The organism is Yersinia canariae (assembly GCF_009831415.1).
Lineage (GTDB): Bacteria > Pseudomonadota > Gammaproteobacteria > Enterobacterales > Enterobacteriaceae > Yersinia > Yersinia canariae.
This window is the reverse complement of sequence record NZ_CP043727.1, coordinates 3,323,921-3,342,689: the sequence shown is the minus strand read 5'-3', so window position 1 is coordinate 3,342,689 and position 18,769 is coordinate 3,323,921. Positions and strand designations below refer to the sequence as shown.

Sequence of the window (18,769 nt, the reverse complement as noted above, 5' to 3'; positions counted from 1 at the left end):
GTACTGTATTGGACACACATTTTGTGTCCAACATTCACGTAAAGGTAAGTTTGATGTCTAAGATTAAAGGTAGCGTTAAGTGGTTCAATGAAGCTAAAGGCTTTGGTTTCATTACCCCAGAAGATGGCAGCAAGGACGTTTTCGTTCATTTCTCAGCCATCGCTAGCAACGGTTTCAAAACTCTTGCTGAAGGCCAGCGTGTAGAATTTGAAATCACGAACGGTGCCAAAGGGCCATCTGCTGCTAATGTTATCGCTATCTAAGTAGCCCATATCTCTTAAAACCCGCCTCATTATTATCAGGCGGGTTTTTTATTTATAGCACCGCCAGACGGGTTATAAACGAAGAGTTGGCTAGAAGAGGTATAATTTTAAAAAGGCGACAGTGATAATTATGCAAAAAATGACTGCCAGCCACTCGGTTCCTGTCTTGGGTAAACTAAACATAGGATCTATCCAGCACATCAGTCACCTCATCGGCTAACTGTTCTCTGCTAAATAATTATCCAATTCGTAGATTAAGAAAACATTAAGACGGTGCAAATAGTGGCGCTATCTAGCACGCCATTATTTGCCAGCAAAGTAATTAACCAGCATGAAAGCCAGCAGAGTCATTGCCAATGAGCCGGCCAGATTAAGTGCAATTGTGCCCGCCGCCCACGCCAATTTCCCATCCTGAAGTAAATAGACGACTTCAACCGAGAAAGTTGAGAATGTGGTCAGTCCGCCACAAAAACCTGTGGTAATCAGTAACTTCCAGACGGGATCAATATGTGTAATTCGGGTAAATAGCGCTAATGTCAGGCCAATAATAAAAGCCCCGACCAAATTGACGATAAGTGTTCCCACCGGAATATTGGGAGAGAAACTGTTTAGCTTCATGCTGACTAACCAACGGGCGACACTGCCCACGCCACCACCAATAAATACTGCAAGTAATGTGTTAAACATAAAAACCTTTCTTTAGGAATACCACCATGCTGGTACCTTGTCGTTATTCAGGGATCTTTTCAGAAAGGCTTAGGCGTAATGCTACGGACCTTACTGAAAAGGTTACGTAGACATCATCAGCCTTGAAAGGCGGTTTTGGAGGAATGTCATCTCCAGAGCTTGGGGATTAATATTACACTGACTGAATATTAATTTGTATACCCTGTAACTTGAAATATATTGGACATGTCTTGAAATATATTGGCTATAGTTTGATATTTAGCTTGCCAGTTCAATGCGGTTACGCCCATTGTCTTTGGCCAAATATAGCGCTGAATCAGCAGCTTTTAGCCATTGCTGATAGTTAATCATATCGTGCCGGTAATCGGCGATGCCGGCACTGACTCTAAGTTGCAAGGACGGTGCTTGGGTAAAAATTAAGTCGGCCAGCCTTTCTTGGATTCGGGTTAATACTTCTCGCGTTTGTTCGGCAGTAGTATTAGGCAAAATAGCACCGAACTCATCTCCGCCATAACGACCCACAATATCGATAGCTCGTAGCCCCAGCAGTAATTCTTCGGCAAGAACGGTAATAGCTTCGTCACCGACTGCGTGGCCAAAGGTATCATTAATAGATTTGAAGTTATCAATATCAAGTAAAATTAGCGTAGCGCCATGTTGATAGCGTCGACAGCTATCAAACTGGTTATGCAGTTGATGTTCCCAATGTCTGCGGTTATATAGCCCTGTTAAGCCATCTCTAACACTTATACGCAATAACTCTTCTTTATTTTCGGCCAGACGTTTTGCGGTTCGATAGGTCACTAGTCCAAGTAGGGAAGGGTAGATAATTATCATGGGTAGGCAGGCATATACCTGCAACGGCGAGGTTTCAGGTTTAAAGGGTAAATTAAATATCCATGCGGTGAGTAAGCTACAGGCGATCTGCAAGGCCAGACCTTTGCAAAAAATGTTTTTCCCGCCCGAAGCTATATTGTTCATACTCATCATTGAGAGAATAACGACAGATGGCAAAGCATTGAATGACATGATTGCGACCCAGATACCCCCCAGTGCTGAGTCTATTTTCATATTTATGATTTCTTGCTCGAAGGGTTGTTCAGAGCGTAATGCCAGCAGGTAAGCAATATGTGGCCATACTAATCCATTCAAAGCGAGCATCGACCATAGCCACAGTGGGGCATTCTGTGTGTAGAGCACTGAACCTACACAAAACATACCAACACCCAGGCCAAGTACGCGGGGTAAATAAGTCTTTTTAGCAAAACTTAACCCAGACCGGCGGGTATTTATTCTACTTGAATAAGGCAATTGGCGACTCCCTCGTTGTTTTGCTTTGGGGGGATGTTAACGGCAATGTCTCATCCTGGATGAGTCAAAATAAGTGAGAATAGACTCTTGAGTAAATCATAGTTCACTAACGAAATCTGTTACATATTACTCTTGTTTTAATCAGCAATTTATTCGTAAATAGCTCATGATTTAATAAACAGTGCTAATCAAGAAGGTGTGTATGGAAGGTATCAGTATTACCAAATTGCTGGTAGTAGGCATATTGATTGTGTTGTTGTTTGGTACCAGTAAACTGCGCACGCTGGGTGCAGATTTAGGTGCTGCCCTGAAAGGCTTTAAAAAGGCTATGGGCAATGATGATGCTCCCGCAGCCACTACAACAGCTGAATCTAAAACGGCAACAGATGTTAAGCCCCCAATCGAACATAAAGACTGATTATATTTGTCTGGCTTAGACATGCTTCAGTTACTGTAAGAGAATGATTATTCATTAGCCGAATTGCTATTGGTATTTCTACTTCGGCTGGGGTGACAACAGGCTAATAAACCAAAAAAACAGGTCTCCAATGGAAATCTGTTTTTGGTTGTAACCATTTTAGATGTAATAAAATATTTCAATCAAATCAGCCTGAACACATATTCAGGCCTGATGGATTTACTTTACTTCCAACCCTTTTGCTTGCAGATCGGCATGGTAAGAAGAACGCACAAATGGGCCGCAAGCCGCATGTGTAAAGCCCATTGCCATAGCCTCCGCTTTCATCTCATCAAACTCCGCAGGGCTGACATAACGCTGTACAGGTAAATGGTGACGGCTAGGTTGCAAATACTGCCCTAGAGTAAGCATTGTGACACCGTGGCGACGTAAGTCGTGCATAACCTCCACAATTTCGGCATTGGTCTCACCCAATCCCACCATTAAACCAGACTTGGTCGGAATATCGGGATGGGCTTCTTTAAAGCGCTCCAATAATTTAAGCGACCATTCATAGTTAGCACCCGGGCGAACTTGGCGATATACCCGAGGAACGTTTTCCAGATTGTGGTTAAACACATCCGGTGGCGTGACCGTTAAAATATCTAATGCGCGATCCATACGGCCACGGAAATCAGGCACTAATGTTTCAATTTTAATTGTTGGGTTCTTGGCCCGAATCGCTGAGATGCAATCTGCAAAATGCTGAGCACCCCCGTCACGTAAATCATCCCGGTCAACCGAGGTGATAACCACGTAACGCAGACCCATATCTTTAATCGTCTGGGCCAGTTTTTCTGGCTCATTAGCATCCGGTGTCACTGGGCGGCCATGGGCAACGTCACAAAATGGGCAACGGCGGGTACAAATCGCGCCGAGGATCATAAAGGTCGCGGTTCCGTGATTAAAGCACTCCGACAGGTTAGGGCAGGACGCCTCTTCGCAAACCGAATGCAGACCGTTTTTACGCATTGCAGCCTTAATACCCTGAATGCGGCTGGAGTCAGCGGGGAGCTTGATTTTCATCCACTCGGGTTTACGTAGCAGCTCTTGGCGTTCGGTAACCACGGTTTTAATCGGGATTAACGCCATTTTATCTGCGTCGCGGTATTTGACGCCGCGTTCCATCTGAATCGGTTTGCTCATAATCGTGCAGGTTCCAGTTCTGAATCTCTCAATTTGAGATTTTTTATTAAATTCAATGGGATGTGGCGTTCATTAAAAAATTTTTGAAAATTGTTTAAAAATTATATCATCTTTAGTCTGTCCATTCAGCCCCCACTTTTGTGGGCTCATATCTTTTTGGCTTGAAGTGACCGCGGTGTTAGCGGCGTTAATGGCATACTTACAATATGTCTGATGATACATAATCTGATAATAACCACGGTTGCTGTTCTGCCTGTGGATAGCCCAATTCACGGATGAACTCGCGTACTAATATTGGCTGGACATCGGCAAGAGTGACGCCCGTTTTTAGCGCACTGACTTGGGTCATTTGCATTCCAGCATAACCACATGGATTAATTCGCTGGAAGGGTTCCAAATCCATGGCAACATTTAATGCTAGGCCGTGAAATGAACAGCCTCGACGAATGCGCAAGCCTAATGAGCAAATCTTCTGTTGGCCGACATACACGCCGGGAGCATCCGGGCGGGCCTGGGATTGGATGCTAAAATGGTCGAGCGTCTCAATCACTGTGTTCTCAATGGCGGTAACTAACTGTCGTACACCCAACTTGGCACGTTTGAGATCAATCATGACATACATGACTTGCTGGCCAGGGCCATGGTAGGTGACCTGACCGCCACGGTCACTTTGGATAACGGGAATGTCACCTGGCATAAGAACATGTTCGGCTTTTCCAGCCTGACCCTGAGTAAAGACTTTCTGATGTTCAACCAGCCAGATTTCATCCGCGCTGGTATCAGTACGAAACTCAGTGAAATTATGCATGGCTTGAGATACGGGGGCATAGGGTTGTAACCCTAGCTGACGTAAAATGATCTTGTGTTGTTGCAAGCGAGGCATCATCTGGTTACAGAAATGGTGGCGTCAGTATACCAGCCCAGCAGTGTGGAGCTACTATTTTGACAGATGAAAAAAGATAATTTGGCAGTAAAAAGTAAGGCCCGACGGCTGAGTAAGCAGTACGGGCCATATATGACAAGCTGTATTTAAATGGCGTTACAACACCATTCTGACCAATTCAAGGTTGCCTAATTCTTCATACAGCGTTTCCACCTGATCAATATGGGTCGCGGTGATAGTGATGGAAACAGAGTGATAATTGCCTTTGCTGCTCGGTTTTACCTGTGGGGTATAATCGCCCGGAGCATGGCGCTGTACCACTTCAACCACCTGGTTAACCAGCTGAGGTTCTGCAATGCCCATTACCTTGTAGGTAAAGGAACAAGGGAACTCAAGCAGTTCGTTCAGTTTAGTTTTCATGTGCGCTCCTGGGGTGTTGGCGGACAGTTTATTGTCGGCCACGGTTAGGATAAAAATTACCCGGCTATAAAATTATAACTCCCGCCGGAGCGGGAGTTTCATATTTTTATAATATGGGGATAAACTTTGGCTTTTCAAGCCCGGCGATTAGCCGAACCAGCGGTGGAACATCAGCTTGATGTAGTCGACCATTCGGCTGAAAATCCCGCCTTCTTTAACTTCATTCATCACGACCAATGGGCGCTGATCGATGGTTTTACCATCTAACTGGAAGTTAATCATCCCGACCACTTGATTCTTCGCCAGCGGCGCATGAATTTCAGGTGTATTCAGCACGTAACTGGCTTTCAGGTCTTTCATTCGGCCACGCGGGATTGTCAGATATACGTCTTTATCCACACCCAACTGCACACGATCACTGTCACCGAACCAGACCGGCTCGGAAGCAAACTCTTTGCCGACTTTCAGCGGTGCTACGGTTTCAAAGAAACGGAAGCCCCAAGTCAGCAGTTTTTTGCTCTCAGTTTCTCGGCCTTTATACGTGTGCCCGCCCAAAACTGCTGAAATCAAACGCATTTGCCCATCAGTGGCCGATGCCACCAAATTATAACCAGCCGCGTCGGTATGGCCGGTTTTAATACCATCAACGTTCAGACTGGTATCCCACAGCAAACCATTTCGATTCATCTGGCGGATGTTGTTGAAGGTAAATTCTTTTTCTTTATAAATGGCGTATTCATCCGGCACATCGCGAATCAAAGCTTGACCTATCAGGGCCATATCGCGGGCAGAACTGAACTGACCCTCAGCATCTAAGCCGTGAACCGTTTTGAAATGGGTATTTTTCAGGCCCAGCGCGTTAACGTAGTTATTCATCAGATTAACGAATGAGTCTTGGCTGCCCGCAACGTAATCGGCCATAGCAACACAAGCATCATTACCCGATTGTAGGTTGATACCGCGAGTCAGTTTAGACACGGGCACTTGGTCACCTGGTTTCAGGAACATCAATGAAGAACCCCTGAATTCTGGATTGCCGGTAGCCCAAGCATCTTTACCCACGGTCACCATATCTTCTGGCCCGATTTTACCTGCTTTGATGGCCTGACCAATAACATAACTGGTCATCATTTTTGTCAGGCTAGCTGGGTTGCGGCGTGCATCCGCATTCATTTCTGCTAATACTTTGCCGGAGTTGTAATCAATCAGAACGTAAGCTTCCGCGTCGATTTGTGGCACGCCGGGGATCATGGTTTTTAAATTGACGTCATCAGCGTTTGCAGCAGATGCTGCGCTCATAACAATAACAGTGCCGAGCGCCAGGCTCTTGATAATGCGAGAAGTAGTTACATATTTCATGATCAGGACAACAACATCCGTGGGATTAAGTTAAAAACGTGCCACATCATACCAGATGAAGTTCTAACAGACACCCCGTGAACCCCGTACTCTGCGGCGCTTATATATTTTACCGGCAGATTTATCCGCGCGGTCATAGTCATGCTTTAAACCGTAACATTCTGTTTGCACAGAGAGTTACGGTTATTTTTATTAGACGAGCCTTAAATTGCTACAAGGTATGAATGTTTTAAGGGGCCGCGACCACAAATGACTGCTGCTGAGCTTCACTTGACAGACGCTGTTGCAGTTCAACCGCTTGTTGGCGACTACTGAATGGCCCAAGCTGAACACGGTGGACACTTCCATTGGTTGCCACTTTTCCCGGGACTCCAAATTGTTGACTCAGACTTTGTTGCCAGGTTTGAGCTCGCCCTGCATCACTCAATGCCCCCACTTGAACCACATAGCCGCCAGATGATGGGGCTGCGGCGGCTGATGTCGTTACCGTAGTCGAGGTCACAGGGCCGGGATTCGCAACTACCGGTGGGCTGACAGGTTCTGAACTGGCTGCGGGTTCTGAGCTTTCCAGCACACCCGCCGGAACTGGGGTCGACGCGCGCAGGAACCCACTGCTTTGCGGTGCAACCGGCTGTGTGGCATCTGCGCCGGATAAATGGCTATTATCGATAGGGCGTACAGGCGCGCTTACTGCGGGAGCATCCTGCTGAATGGGGGTGCCCATACCGCTGGAGGCAAGATCCGGGCGGCTTGGTAATGCATAACTCTGCTTGGCGATGGTGGTCCCCACCATACCCGGGCCAGATAATGAGCCATCCGGTGCCACATTGATAAAATCAATCTTCACCTTGGTATTATTCGAAATATTTAGGCGGTCAGCCGCAGCTTTAGATAAATCAATCACTCGACCTGGCGTGTAAGGGCCGCGGTCATTTACGCGCACTACAATTTGGCGACCATTGCTAATGTTAGTGACTCGCACATAGCTTGGGATAGGCAAGGTTGGGTGAGCCGCCGTCAATGCATTGGGGTCAAAAATTTCACCCGTCGCCGTGGAGTTACCGTTAGCCTCTTCGCCATACCACGCGGCCAGACCAACCTGACTGAAATTCTGCGGGTCTTTGACGATGCTGTAGGACTGGCCATTCACTTTATAATCCTGATTAAAATTAGGATTAAAGGGCTCATATCGTGGCTCTGCGCCGCCTATCTCTTCGACCGGGCCATTATATGTCTGCTGCACTTGTTGCTGGGGTGCCGGGGGTTGACTGGTACATGCTGATAACAGCACGCCTGCGATGCCGATCCAAAGCCATTCCTTACGCATTGCTCACCTCTATAAATTCTTAGATAACATTTTTCGATGAGTATGTATCGACATCACGATACCAAACCCGGCCATCAGCACTATCAGCGCCGAGCCTCCGTAGCTGACCAAAGGCAAAGGTACGCCAACCACAGGTAAAATTCCACTGACCATACCTATGTTAACAAACACATATACAAAGAGTATTAGCATTAGCCCGCCGACCATGACTCGGCCGAAGGTGGTTTGTGCATGGGCAGCAATCACTAAACCGCGCATAATCAGACAAAGATAGAGGGCTAATAACACCAGTACGCCAATTAAACCTAACTCTTCTGCCAGCACGGCAAAGATGAAGTCTGTGTGGCGCTCGGGTAGGAATTCTAATTGTGACTGAGTTCCGTGAAGCCAGCCTTTGCCTGATAACCCGCCGGAACCAATAGCAATTTTAGACTGAATAATATGATAACCGGCCCCTAGCGGGTCGCTTTCGGGATCCAGCAGCATCATGACACGATCCCGCTGATAGCCATGCATCAGGAAGAACCAGAGTATAGGAATAAATGCAGCAACCAAAATAGCCGCGATAGCAATTAAGCGCCAGCTCATGCCGGAAAGGAACAAAACGAATAATCCAGAGGCCGCTATCAAGATAGAGGTGCCCAGATCCGGTTGTGCGGCCACCAATAAGGTTGGCATAAAGATTAAAATCAGCGCGATACCGGTATTTTTCAATGACGGAGGGCAGACGTCGCGGTTCATAAAGCGCGCGACCATTAAGGGAACCGCAATTTTTGCAATTTCAGAGGGTTGGAAGCGAATAAAACCCAAATCTAGCCAGCGCTGGGCCCCTTTACTGATTTGACCAAATGCATCAACCAAGACCAGTAAAATAACACAGACGAAATAGAGATAAGGTGCCCAGCTTTCATAGACGCGGGGCGGAATTTGCGCCATGACCAGCATCACAACCAGGCCCATCGCAATTTGGCCGACCTTGCGTTCCATCATGCCCATGTCTTGCCCGCTGGCGCTCCACATCACGAAGGCGCTATAAGCCAGCAGCGCCAGTACGCAAAGCAGAAACGGCAGGTCAATGTGCATTTTGTACCACAAAGAGCCTTTTTGTTGATTATCAGTCATGAGTTACCTTAATCCGCTTCAACTAATCTGCTTTAGCTAGTCTGCTTCAACTCCCGGAGGCAGAGGAGCCGCATCCGGTAATTCAGTGTTGTTATCGCCCAATAAGATATGGTCGAGAATTTGGCGGGTAATCGTCCCCACCGCAGGGCCGGCACCGCCATTTTCTAAAATCATAGCGACAGATACCGTCGGGTTGTCGTAGGGCGCAAACGCGACCATCAACTTGTGGTCACGCAAATGCTCGGCCACTTTGTGGGCATTATAGGTTTCATAGCTATAAACCTGCGCGGTACCTGATTTAGCGGCCGCCTTATACGGTGTGCCTTCAAAGAACTTACGGCCCGTTCCATTCGGGCGGTTGGCAACACCATACATACCATCTTTGGCCATTTCCCAGTAACCAGAATGAATATCGCCAATCTGAGTACTGTCTTCTTGCTTATAAGGCACTAAAACGCCATCAATCCGGGTACTTTGCAGCAAATGAGGTGTTTTAACGGCACCATCATTGATAAGCGTCATCAGGGCTTTTGCCATCTGGATAGGTGTCGCAGTCCAATAGCCCTGACCGATTCCCACGGGAATGGTATCCCCTTGATACCAAGGTTTTTTATGGCGTTTTTGTTTCCATTCGCGAGTTGGCATCAGGCCCGCGCGCTCTTCAGATAAGTCGATACCGGTGTATTCACCATAACCGAATTTGCTCATCCATGAGGATAAACGGTCAATCCCCATGTCATAAGCTACCTGATAGAAGAAGGTGTCGGCTGACTCTTCCAACGCTTTGGTGACATTCAGGCGGCCATGGCCCCATTTCTTCCAGTCGCGGAAACGTTTTTCCGAACCGGGCAACTGCCACCAACCGGGATCAAACAGGCTGGTGTTTTTGGTGATAACCCCGGCGCTGAGAGCTGACACCGCAATATAGGGTTTTACCGTCGAAGCTGGCGGGTAAACGCCTTGAGTGGCACGGTTTATCAATGGGCGGTTCGGATCGTTCAGTAGCCCTTGATAATCTTTATTAGAGATGCCATCAACAAACAAGTTCGGGTCATAGCTTGGGTTTGACACCAAAGCCAATATGCCACCGGTACGCGGATCAGTGACCACCACTGCCGCGCGGCTTCCACTTAACAATTGCTCAATATAGGTTTGCAGGTGCAAATCGAGTGTCAGGTAAATATCTTTACCGGCTTGCGGTGGTTGCTCATGTAATTGGCGGATCACCCGGCCACGGTTATTGACTTCAACTTCCTCATAACCGGTTTTGCCGTGCAATACGGATTCATAATAGCGTTCAATACCCAGCTTGCCGATGTCGTGGGTGGCGGCATAGTTCGCGAGAATTCCGTCTTTATCCAGCCGCTCGACGTCTTTGTCGTTAATCTTGGAAACGTAGCCGATAACATGAGTCAGCGCTGAACCATAGGGGTAGAAGCGGCGTTGGTAACCTTTGACTTCAATGCCGGGGAAGCGGAACTGATTAACAGCGAAACGAGCGACCTGCACCTCGGAGAGCGGTGTTTTAACTGCAATGGAGGTAAAGCGGCGTGAGCGCTTGCGCTCTTTTTCAAAATTAGCGATATCCTCATCCGTCAGATCCACTATCGGGCGCAGTGCATTGAGGGTCGCGGGGAGGTCTTCAATTTTTTCCGGCATCAGTTCTAACTGATAAATCGTGCGGTTCATCGCCAGCGGAGTGCCGTTACGGTCAAATATCATGCCGCGACTAGGCGCGATAGGGACCAGTTTAATGCGGTTTTCATTGGAACGGGTGCGATAGTCTTCAAAACGGACTATCTGCAAATTGTACATGTTTGCGACCAATATCCCGCTTAGCAGCAAGATACCGAGGAACGCCACAAGGGCACGGCGGACAAACAAGGCTGATTCAGCCGAATAGTCGCGAAAAGGATTAGGTTCTTTTTTCATCCCACAGCTACTTCATTTTGCCCGAAACCAGCATTTTACTCAGAGCTATCACTTTACTCAGGTTCATCGCCCGCTTATTCCCGATGATAAGGGTGGTTGGTCGTAATACTCCAGGCACGATAGAGGCTCTCCGCCACTAAAACGCGCACTAAAGGGTGAGGTAGCGTCAACGGAGAGAGCGACCAGCTCTGCTCTGCGGCGGCTTTACAGGCCGGGGCTAACCCCTCAGGCCCGCCAATGAGCAGACTGACATCACGGCCATCCTGCTTCCAGCGTTCTAATTGCTGAGCCAACTGCGGGGTCTCCCAGGGAGTGCCTGGGATATCCAGCGTGACAATGCGGTTGTTTTTGCCAACCGCTGCCAGCATTAGCTCGCCTTCTTTTTCCAAAATGCGTTTGATATCCGCATTTTTGCCCCGCTTACCTGCCGGTATCTCTACCAGCTCGAAGGGCATATCCTTGGGAAAGCGGCGCAGGTAATCGATAAAACCTGTCTGCACCCAGTCTGGCATCTTTGTGCCGACGGCTACCAGTTGCAGTTTCACCGCTTAGCTCCAGAGTTTTTCCAATTCATATATACGGCGGCTTTCTTCTTGCATCACATGCACAATCACTTCGCCTAAATCAACCACGACCCAGTCAGAGACACCCTGACCTTCGATACCAAAAGGTATCATGCCTGCCGCGCGGGATTCTTGAACCAGGTTATCTGCCAGCGCCATAACATGGCGAGTGGAGGTGCCGGTGCAAATAATCATAAAATCAGTGATGCTGGATTTACCCTGAACATCCAGAGTAAGAATGTCTTGGCCTTTCAAATCATCGAGCTTGTCGATAACAAATTCTTGGAGCGCTTTACCTTGCAAAGGTTCCCCCTCGGGTGATTTCTGTCCATAACGTTCTCAGGTACTGTTTCGCGGGATACCCCGTGGACGGTTACCGGTAATGAACGGTTATGATGTATTTATCGGCAGGATGCCGCTGAAAGCCAGCTGTTTATGCTAATTCACAGGGGTTTTCAGCGAATACCTGAAATTTAGCGGCGGAGTATAACATGGGTCAATGCATCGCGATATAAACCCTCAGCCACGATATAAACCTTGTAACTCAATATATCGCTGTACAGCACGTGGCAACAGATCATCACAACTTTCGCCGTTATGACGCCGATGGCGAATGTCTGTGGCAGAAATGTCCAGTAAAGGTGTATCTGCCAGATAGATTGCCCCATGCGGCCGCAGACTCAGTGCCTGTGGGTCAAAGACGCGATGAGCATCAAGCCATTGCTGTAACTCAGGTGTTGCCAGTGTTTGCGCGTAGCCTGGGCGAGCGCACACTAACAAATGACACACATCTAACAATGATTGCCAGCGATGCCATTTATGCAGCGATAATAATGAATCTTGCCCAATAATAAACGCTAAGGGGCGTTCAGCACCACGTTCTTTACGAAGTGATTCCAAGGTATCAATGGTGAATGACGGGCTGTCACGCAATAACTCTCGTGAATCAACACTGAACAATGGGTTGCCGGCTACGGCCAGTTCGACCATTTTTAGCCGCTGCTGTGCATTTGCCTCAGGTTGTGGGCGATGAGGTGGGACGTGGTTAGGTAACAAAATAATATGTTGCAAACCCACTTGTTGAGCCAATGCTTCAACTGGCTTTAAATGGCCATAATGAATGGGATCAAAAGTACCGCCGAACAGGGCATACAGGGTGCGAGTCGGGGATTTATTGGGCATCAAAAAAACTCTCGGGTAAAATTTTTCCACATATCAGCATAGATAGTGTTTCTAACTCCGGCCAGATTGACTGACCGTAATCCTGTTTCAGGCGAATTTCCATCTGTGTCAGTAAACGGACGGCTTGTTGCAGTTGTGACATGGAAAGGCGTTGTAGCGCTTGAGTCATCATCGGGCGGCGATTTTGCCACACTTTAAATTGATCAAATAATGTTCGTAGCGGCACCTGCTCCATGCGGCGCTTTAGCGTTAGCAGTTGCAATAACTCGCGCTGCAGTGTGCGTAGCAAAATAACCGGCTCACTGTCTTCTAACTGTAATTGTTGCAGGATATGCCAGGCGCGTTTGCTTTTCCCAGCCAGCAAAGCATCAAGCCAATGGTAAGGGGTGAAATGTGCGGCATCGTTGACGGCTTGTTCTACTTCGGGAAGTGTTAATTTCCCGTCCGGATGGAGCAATGAGAGGCGCTCCAATGCTTGTGATAGCGCCAGCAAATTACCCTCATAGCAGTAGCAAAGCAGCTGAACAGCAGCGTCATCGATGTCCAAATTTAGGCTCTTGGCGCGCACGTTTACCCAACGAGGGAGTTGCGCCTGTTCTGGTGTTTGGCAGCTGACGAACACCCCATTTGGGCTGAGAGCTTTAAACCATGCACTATTTTCTTGCGCTTTAGTCAACTTATTGGCGCGTAATATTAGCAAAATGTCTGGGTGCAAAAGGCCGGATAACTTGACCAATTGTTCATTCATCGGTGCGGTCAACCCACTGTCTGGAAAGCTCAATAGCAGTGTCTGCCGGCTGGCAAATAAACTCAGTGCCTGACAAAGGCTGAAGATATTTTCCCATTCAGTGTGAGCATCGAGTGAGAAACTGAAATGCTCGCTGAAATCATGTGTTGCTGCCACTCGGCGAATATGATCCTGACTTTCCTGTAATAACAAGGGTTCGTTACCACACAACAGATAACAAGCGCGCAGCCCCTCATGGAGCTGCGCGACAAGTTGTTCAGGATAAACTCGGATCATTGGGCTGGGGTACTGACAGCGGGTTTGCCAATATTGATTTCTTCGACATCAGCCATCTTAGTGGCACCGTTAGCAGTACTGCCAGTGAGTGCGTCGCCATTTTTCTGCGCGTTTTTTATTTCCGCAGCATGTACAACTAAGAGTTTACGCACTAACTGTTGTGCTGCCTGGTCACGCATTTCCTGCCGTAGCACCTCGGCTTCAGCTTCTTTTGCCAGTGCCGTTAACGGGTTATCGAAGAAAGTACGGAAGATATTTACCCGAATTGGATAAATATCATGGCCTGGAATCAATACTTGCGCCTGAACTTGTAATACCAACTGATATTCTGCTGTTACACCGTTGCGGAAGATAGACACAGTAGCCTGATTTTCGGATGAACTGATAATCCGCAGCGCTGGTAAGTCTTTCCGCATCGGGTCATCAACAATAGTGACGTTATTTAAACGCAATTGTTGGCGTACCGCACGGGTTAACGGGCCATAAGGATCACTGCTTTCCAGCAACAGTTTTTGCAGCTCAGGGGGCACCTGAGTGGTACCCCGCAGATTAAAGCCACAGCCAGCGGTGACCAGCACCGCCAACCCCAGCAACAGCATCAGAATACGATGTCGCACAACTCCTCCTTGTCTTAACCTACAACCAGGTTAAGCAGTTTGCCAGGGACATAGATGACTTTACGTACGGTAACGCCATCCAGGTATTTAGCCACCAAGTGTTCCTGACCAGCGCGTTCACGCACTTGCTGTTCAGTGGCATCGGCAGGCACAGTAATTCGGCCACGCACTTTACCATTAACCTGTACGACTACTAATTTAGAGTCTTCGACCATCGCTTGTTCATCAGCAATTGGCCATGGTGCCGTGTCAATATCACCCTCGCCACCCAGAGCTTGCCACAAACTGAAGCAAACATGAGGAGTGAATGGATAAAGCATACGAACCACAGCTAATAATGATTCTTGCAGCAGAGCACGGTCTTGCTCAGTTTCCTGAGGTGCGCGGCCCAGCTTGTTCATCAATTCCATCACAGCAGCAATAGCGGTGTTGAATGTTTGACGGCGACCCACGTCATCAGTGACTTTGGCAATTGTTTTGTGCAGATCACGACGCAAGGATTTCTGCTCTTCCGTCAGGCTGGCAATATCCAGTGGTGCGGTTGCCCCTTTTGCGGTGTGATCAAAAGCCAGACGCCAGACGCGTTTTAGGAAGCGATTAGCCCCTTCAACACCTGATTCCTGCCATTCCAGCGTCATTTCTGCTGGTGAAGCAAACATCATAAACAGGCGCACGGTGTCGGCACCGTACTTTTCTACCATGACTTGCGGGTCGATACCGTTATTTTTCGATTTCGACATTTTGCTCATGCCAGCGTAAACCAGTTCATGGCCTTGGGCATCAGTCGCTTTAACAATACGACCTTTATCATCACGCTCAACAATGGCATCAACCGGTGAAACCCAGATACGTTCACCGTTGGAACCGCTGTAGTAGAAGGCATCTGCCAGAACCATACCTTGACACAGCAGGCGCTTGGCGGGCTCATCGGAGTCAACTAAACCGGCGTCACGCAGCAATTTATGGAAGAAGCGGAAGTACATCAGGTGCATGATGGCATGTTCAATACCGCCAACATATTGATCAACTGGCAGCCAATAGTTGGCGGCTGCGGGGTCGAGCATACCTTTATCAAATTGTGGGCAGGTGTAGCGCGCGTAATACCATGATGATTCCATAAAGGTATCAAAAGTATCAGTTTCACGCAGGCCCGGCATGCCATTAACAGTGGTTTTAGCCCACTCAGGATCGGCCTTTATTGGGCTGGTAATACCATCCATCACGACATCTTCCGGCAAGATAACCGGCAGTTGATCTTCAGGTGTCGGTACGACGGTGCCGTCTTCCAGTGTCACCATGGGGATAGGCGCGCCCCAATAGCGCTGACGGGAGACTCCCCAGTCGCGCAGGCGGTAGTTGATTTTGCGTTGACCCACGCCGAGTGCAACCAGTTTGTCAGCAACAGCATTGAAGCCATCTTCATAACTCAGACCATCAAACTCACCGGAGTTGAACAGGGTGCCTTTCTCGGTCATGGCTTCCTGGCTCAAGTCAGGCTCACTGCCATCAGCGGCCAAAATAACCGGTTTGATTGGTAAGTTATATTTGGTCGCAAATTCCCAGTCGCGGGCATCGTGGCCAGGAACTGCCATCACCGCGCCGGTGCCGTAATCCATCAAGACAAAGTTAGCTGTCCAGATAGGCAATTGTTCGCCAGTCAGTGGATGGATAGCATACAGGCCGGTTGCCATGCCTTTTTTCTCCATGGTCGCCATTTCAGCTTCGGCAACCTTGGTGTTACGACATTCAGCAACAAAATCAGCCAGTGCAGGGTTCGTCACAGCGGCTTGTAATGACAGTGGATGACCGGCAGCAACTGCCACGTAGGTCACGCCCATAAAGGTATCTGGTCGCGTGGTATAAACGGAGAGTTTCTCTTCGCTATTCACGACGTCGAAAACGATATCAACCCCTTCGGAGCGGCCAATCCAGTTACGTTGCATGGTCTTAACTTGCTCTGGCCAGCTTTCCAGCGTGTCCAGATCATTAAGCAATTGGTCAGCGTAATCAGTGATTTTAATAAACCACTGTGGGATTTCTTTACGCTCAACTTTGGTATCACAACGCCAGCAACAGCCGTCGATCACCTGCTCATTAGCCAAGACCGTCAAGTCGTGTGGACACCAGTTAACCGCAGAGGTCTTTTTGTAGACCATGCCTTTTTCATACAACTTGGTGAAAAACCACTGTTCCCAACGGTAGTAATCCGGATCACAGGTGGCAATCTCGCGATCCCAGTCGTAGCCGAAGCCCAGTAACTTTAACTGGTTCTTCATGTATTCAATGTTGTCGTAGGTCCAGGGGGCCGGTGCAGTGTTGTTTTTTACCGCAGCGCCCTCAGCTGGCAGACCAAATGCATCCCAGCCGATAGGCTGTAACACGTTTTTGCCCAGCATGCGCTGGTAACGGGAGATAACATCACCAATGGTGTAGTTACGAACGTGCCCCATATGTAGGCGTCCTGACGGATACGGCAGCATGGATAGGCAGTAATATTTTTCTTTGCTGGTATCTTCAGTGACTTTAAAAGTTTGCTTCTCTTGCCAGTGAAGCTGTACTTGCGTTTCGATATCTTCTGGGCGGTATTGCTCTTGCATGGCGGCCGGTGGTCCTATAGTGAAAAACAGCTACGCCTGTAGCATCATCTGTTTCGTATCATAAAGAGAGATCCGCATAGCATAGCCGATAAGCGGCAGCGGCAACAACACTCAGCATCCTACAGGAGGCTTTTTCTGCGCAGTGAATGGCAGAAATCATCAAAGTGCTGTGAGAACAACCTGATGATGACGTGACTTCAGTCATTTACGACTAAAATAATTAACGTTAACTTTAATATCAGAGTAAGCACGATCGGATAACCGGCATGAGGTCATCAAACAAGGTGAAAGAACGCATTTTATCCCTAATTTTCTTTGTCACAACTTTTGCTTTATCACAACCGTGGATCGAGGAGACTGTATGAACAAGGTAGCTCAATATTATCGTGAGTTGGTGACATCACTAACTGAACGCTTGAAAAATGGTGAACGTGATATCGATAAGCTGGTGGACAGCGCCAAACAGCGGTTGGATGCCGTAGAAGAGTTATCCCGCAGTGAAGTTGAGCAAATCATTCAAGCGGTGCGGCGTGATTTGGAAGAGTTTGCGCGTAGCTATGAAGAAAGTAAGGATGAATTTACTGATAGTGTATTTATGCGCGTTATTAAAGAAAGCTTGTGGCAAGAGCTGGCTGATATCACCGACAAAACGCAATTAGAGTGGCGTGAGGTGTTTAAAGATGTCAGTCATCATGGGGTTTATCACAGCGGAGAGGTGGTTGGCTTAGGCAATCTGGTCTGTGAAAAATGCCACTATCACATGGCATTCTACACCCCCGAAGTGCTGCCGGTTTGTCCAAAATGTGGTCATGACCAGTTTACCCGTCGGCCATTCCAGCCCTAAGGTTTCTTCAGGTTAAAGAGGCACTCCGCGAAAGCGGAGTGTCATGAGCTTATTCGCCGTAGCGGGCAATGCGTTCGACCAGCAAGTCAATAAATCCTTTTCTATCAATACCCATCAGAACTTCTGCATTAGGCGTATTGCCAGTGAGTTCGTAATAATCAACGACTGTCATTCCTTGTGTATATTCACCACGAGTCTCGATGCCAACCCAACGCGTTAAGCTGGTGAATAATTCCGGTGCCAATAACCAGGCAATAGTGCAAGGGTCATGTAATGGCGCACCTTGAAAACCCCAGCGTTCCTGGCGGTGATACAGCATAAAGAAATCCAATAAGCCTGCGACGGCATCCGCTATTGGGTTATTCAACTGACGAATTCTATCAATGTCTTCATCCATAACTTGTGCTTGATGTGTAACATCCAACCCCGCCATTGTTATTGGAATACCCGATTTAAAGACCCTGTCTGCTGCTTCGGGGTCCACAAAAATATTAAATTCAGCTGCTGGCGACCAGTTTCCTAACATCACAGCGCCGCCCATAATGACGATACGATCTATTTTAGCTATCAGAGCGCCATGGCCGGCCAGCAATAAAGCCACATTAGTCAGCGGGCCTGTTGCCACAATGGTCACTGGGTGGGGGCTGTCACGTAAGATTTTCGCCATCAGTTCTACGGCATTCTCGGGTTGTGCCGCGAAATCCGGATCAGGCAATGATGGGCCATCTAAGCCACTCTCACCATGAACATTGTCAGCAATAATAAGTTCGCGTAGCAATGGCTTCAATGCGCCTCCTGCCACTGGAATATCCTGACGGCCAAGTAACGTCAAAATACGCAGCGCATTGCGCAATGTTTTATCAGGGGTTTGGTTACCGGCACAGGTGGTAACGGCTTTTACATTCAATTCAGGGGAGGCGAGAGCTAAAATCAGTGCAATAGCATCGTCATGGCCAGGGTCGCAATCAATGATTATAGAGCGGGACATCACTTTTCCTCTTTTTAGTCACGGCATTCATTGGAGGATGCGCACAA

The 18,769-nt window shown here is 48.1% G+C and carries 19 protein-coding genes and 1 riboswitch; of the genes, 3 read left to right on the top strand and 16 right to left on the bottom strand.

Going from position 1 to position 18,769, the window contains the following annotated elements:
* The first annotated feature begins 53 nt into the window (after positions 1 to 53).
* On the top strand, positions 54 to 263 hold the full coding sequence (cspE, locus tag F0T03_RS15485) for a transcription antiterminator/RNA stability regulator CspE (protein WP_025377546.1): 210 nt from the start codon (positions 54 to 56) through the stop codon (positions 261 to 263).
* Positions 264 to 566: 303 nt separating this feature from the next.
* On the opposite strand, the gene crcB is transcribed toward cspE, so the two are convergent.
* On the bottom strand, positions 567 to 950 hold the full coding sequence (crcB, locus tag F0T03_RS15480; RefSeq protein WP_159679335.1) for a fluoride efflux transporter CrcB: 384 nt from the start codon (positions 948 to 950) through the stop codon (positions 567 to 569).
* 100 nt (positions 951 to 1,050) lie between these two features.
* Positions 1,051 to 1,113, bottom strand: a riboswitch (Fluoride riboswitch).
* A gap of 95 nt (positions 1,114 to 1,208) precedes the next feature.
* Entirely contained in the window at positions 1,209 to 2,261 is a 1,053-nt protein-coding gene (locus F0T03_RS15475) for a diguanylate cyclase (RefSeq protein WP_159679333.1), read from the bottom strand.
* A gap of 202 nt (positions 2,262 to 2,463) precedes the next feature.
* On the opposite strand from F0T03_RS15475, the gene tatA reads away from it, so the two are divergent.
* Positions 2,464 to 2,679 carry a Sec-independent protein translocase subunit TatA gene (gene tatA / locus F0T03_RS15470; RefSeq protein WP_145554496.1) on the top strand — a complete coding sequence of 72 codons (216 nt, stop codon included), beginning with the start codon at positions 2,464 to 2,466 and terminating at the stop codon, positions 2,677 to 2,679.
* 219 nt (positions 2,680 to 2,898) lie between these two features.
* On the opposite strand, the gene lipA is transcribed toward tatA, so the two are convergent.
* From lipA to leuS, 13 genes are all read right to left on the bottom strand, one after another.
* Positions 2,899 to 3,864 (bottom strand): lipoyl synthase, encoded by a 966-nt coding sequence (lipA, locus tag F0T03_RS15465; RefSeq protein ID WP_005182711.1) that lies wholly within the window; start codon positions 3,862 to 3,864, stop codon positions 2,899 to 2,901.
* Between the two features lie 199 nt (positions 3,865 to 4,063).
* Entirely contained in the window at positions 4,064 to 4,750 is a 687-nt protein-coding gene (lipB, locus tag F0T03_RS15460; RefSeq protein WP_159679331.1) for a lipoyl(octanoyl) transferase LipB, read from the bottom strand.
* 153 nt (positions 4,751 to 4,903) lie between these two features.
* On the bottom strand, positions 4,904 to 5,167 hold the full coding sequence (gene ybeD / locus F0T03_RS15455) for a DUF493 family protein YbeD (RefSeq protein WP_032818005.1): 264 nt from the start codon (positions 5,165 to 5,167) through the stop codon (positions 4,904 to 4,906).
* A gap of 147 nt (positions 5,168 to 5,314) precedes the next feature.
* Positions 5,315 to 6,526 carry a D-alanyl-D-alanine carboxypeptidase DacA gene (gene dacA / locus F0T03_RS15450; RefSeq protein ID WP_145554494.1) on the bottom strand — a complete coding sequence of 404 codons (1,212 nt, stop codon included), beginning with the start codon at positions 6,524 to 6,526 and terminating at the stop codon, positions 5,315 to 5,317.
* A 229-nt stretch (positions 6,527 to 6,755) separates the two neighbouring features.
* Positions 6,756 to 7,853 (bottom strand): endolytic peptidoglycan transglycosylase RlpA, encoded by a 1,098-nt coding sequence (gene rlpA, locus F0T03_RS15445; protein WP_159679329.1) that lies wholly within the window; start codon positions 7,851 to 7,853, stop codon positions 6,756 to 6,758.
* 9 nt (positions 7,854 to 7,862) lie between these two features.
* Positions 7,863 to 8,975, bottom strand: coding sequence for a peptidoglycan glycosyltransferase MrdB (gene mrdB / locus F0T03_RS15440; protein WP_011816839.1), 1,113 nt, complete (start codon positions 8,973 to 8,975; stop codon positions 7,863 to 7,865).
* Positions 8,976 to 9,011: 36 nt separating this feature from the next.
* A complete protein-coding gene (mrdA, locus tag F0T03_RS15435; protein ID WP_145554492.1) occupies positions 9,012 to 10,907 on the bottom strand; it encodes a peptidoglycan DD-transpeptidase MrdA in 1,896 nt (631 codons plus the stop codon).
* 74 nt (positions 10,908 to 10,981) lie between these two features.
* On the bottom strand, positions 10,982 to 11,452 hold the full coding sequence (gene rlmH / locus F0T03_RS15430) for a 23S rRNA (pseudouridine(1915)-N(3))-methyltransferase RlmH (RefSeq protein ID WP_004390602.1): 471 nt from the start codon (positions 11,450 to 11,452) through the stop codon (positions 10,982 to 10,984).
* A 3-nt stretch (positions 11,453 to 11,455) separates the two neighbouring features.
* Positions 11,456 to 11,773, bottom strand: a complete 318-nt coding sequence (rsfS, locus tag F0T03_RS15425; RefSeq protein WP_145554491.1) for a ribosome silencing factor — start codon at positions 11,771 to 11,773, stop codon at positions 11,456 to 11,458.
* A 216-nt stretch (positions 11,774 to 11,989) separates the two neighbouring features.
* The gene (gene nadD, locus F0T03_RS15420) at positions 11,990 to 12,652 is read right to left on the bottom strand and encodes a nicotinate-nucleotide adenylyltransferase (protein ID WP_145554490.1); all 663 of its coding nucleotides are present in this window, start codon (positions 12,650 to 12,652) and stop codon (positions 11,990 to 11,992) included.
* Positions 12,642 to 13,676, bottom strand: a complete 1,035-nt coding sequence (holA, locus tag F0T03_RS15415) for a DNA polymerase III subunit delta (protein WP_159679327.1) — start codon at positions 13,674 to 13,676, stop codon at positions 12,642 to 12,644. The genes nadD and holA overlap by 11 nt, the downstream gene beginning before the upstream one ends.
* A complete protein-coding gene (lptE, locus tag F0T03_RS15410; RefSeq protein ID WP_145554488.1) occupies positions 13,673 to 14,293 on the bottom strand; it encodes an LPS assembly lipoprotein LptE in 621 nt (206 codons plus the stop codon). Before lptE ends, holA begins: the two co-directional genes overlap by 4 nt.
* A gap of 14 nt (positions 14,294 to 14,307) precedes the next feature.
* Positions 14,308 to 16,890 (bottom strand): leucine--tRNA ligase, encoded by a 2,583-nt coding sequence (gene leuS, locus F0T03_RS15405; RefSeq protein WP_159679325.1) that lies wholly within the window; start codon positions 16,888 to 16,890, stop codon positions 14,308 to 14,310.
* A gap of 361 nt (positions 16,891 to 17,251) precedes the next feature.
* Here leuS and F0T03_RS15400 point away from each other — a divergent pair, with 361 nt between their 5' ends.
* Positions 17,252 to 17,734 (top strand): zinc ribbon-containing protein, encoded by a 483-nt coding sequence (locus F0T03_RS15400; protein ID WP_145554486.1) that lies wholly within the window; start codon positions 17,252 to 17,254, stop codon positions 17,732 to 17,734.
* A gap of 49 nt (positions 17,735 to 17,783) precedes the next feature.
* On the opposite strand, the gene rihA is transcribed toward F0T03_RS15400, so the two are convergent.
* The gene (gene rihA, locus F0T03_RS15395) at positions 17,784 to 18,722 is read right to left on the bottom strand and encodes a pyrimidine-specific ribonucleoside hydrolase RihA (protein WP_159679322.1); all 939 of its coding nucleotides are present in this window, start codon (positions 18,720 to 18,722) and stop codon (positions 17,784 to 17,786) included.
* Positions 18,723 to 18,769: the final 47 nt, after the last annotated feature.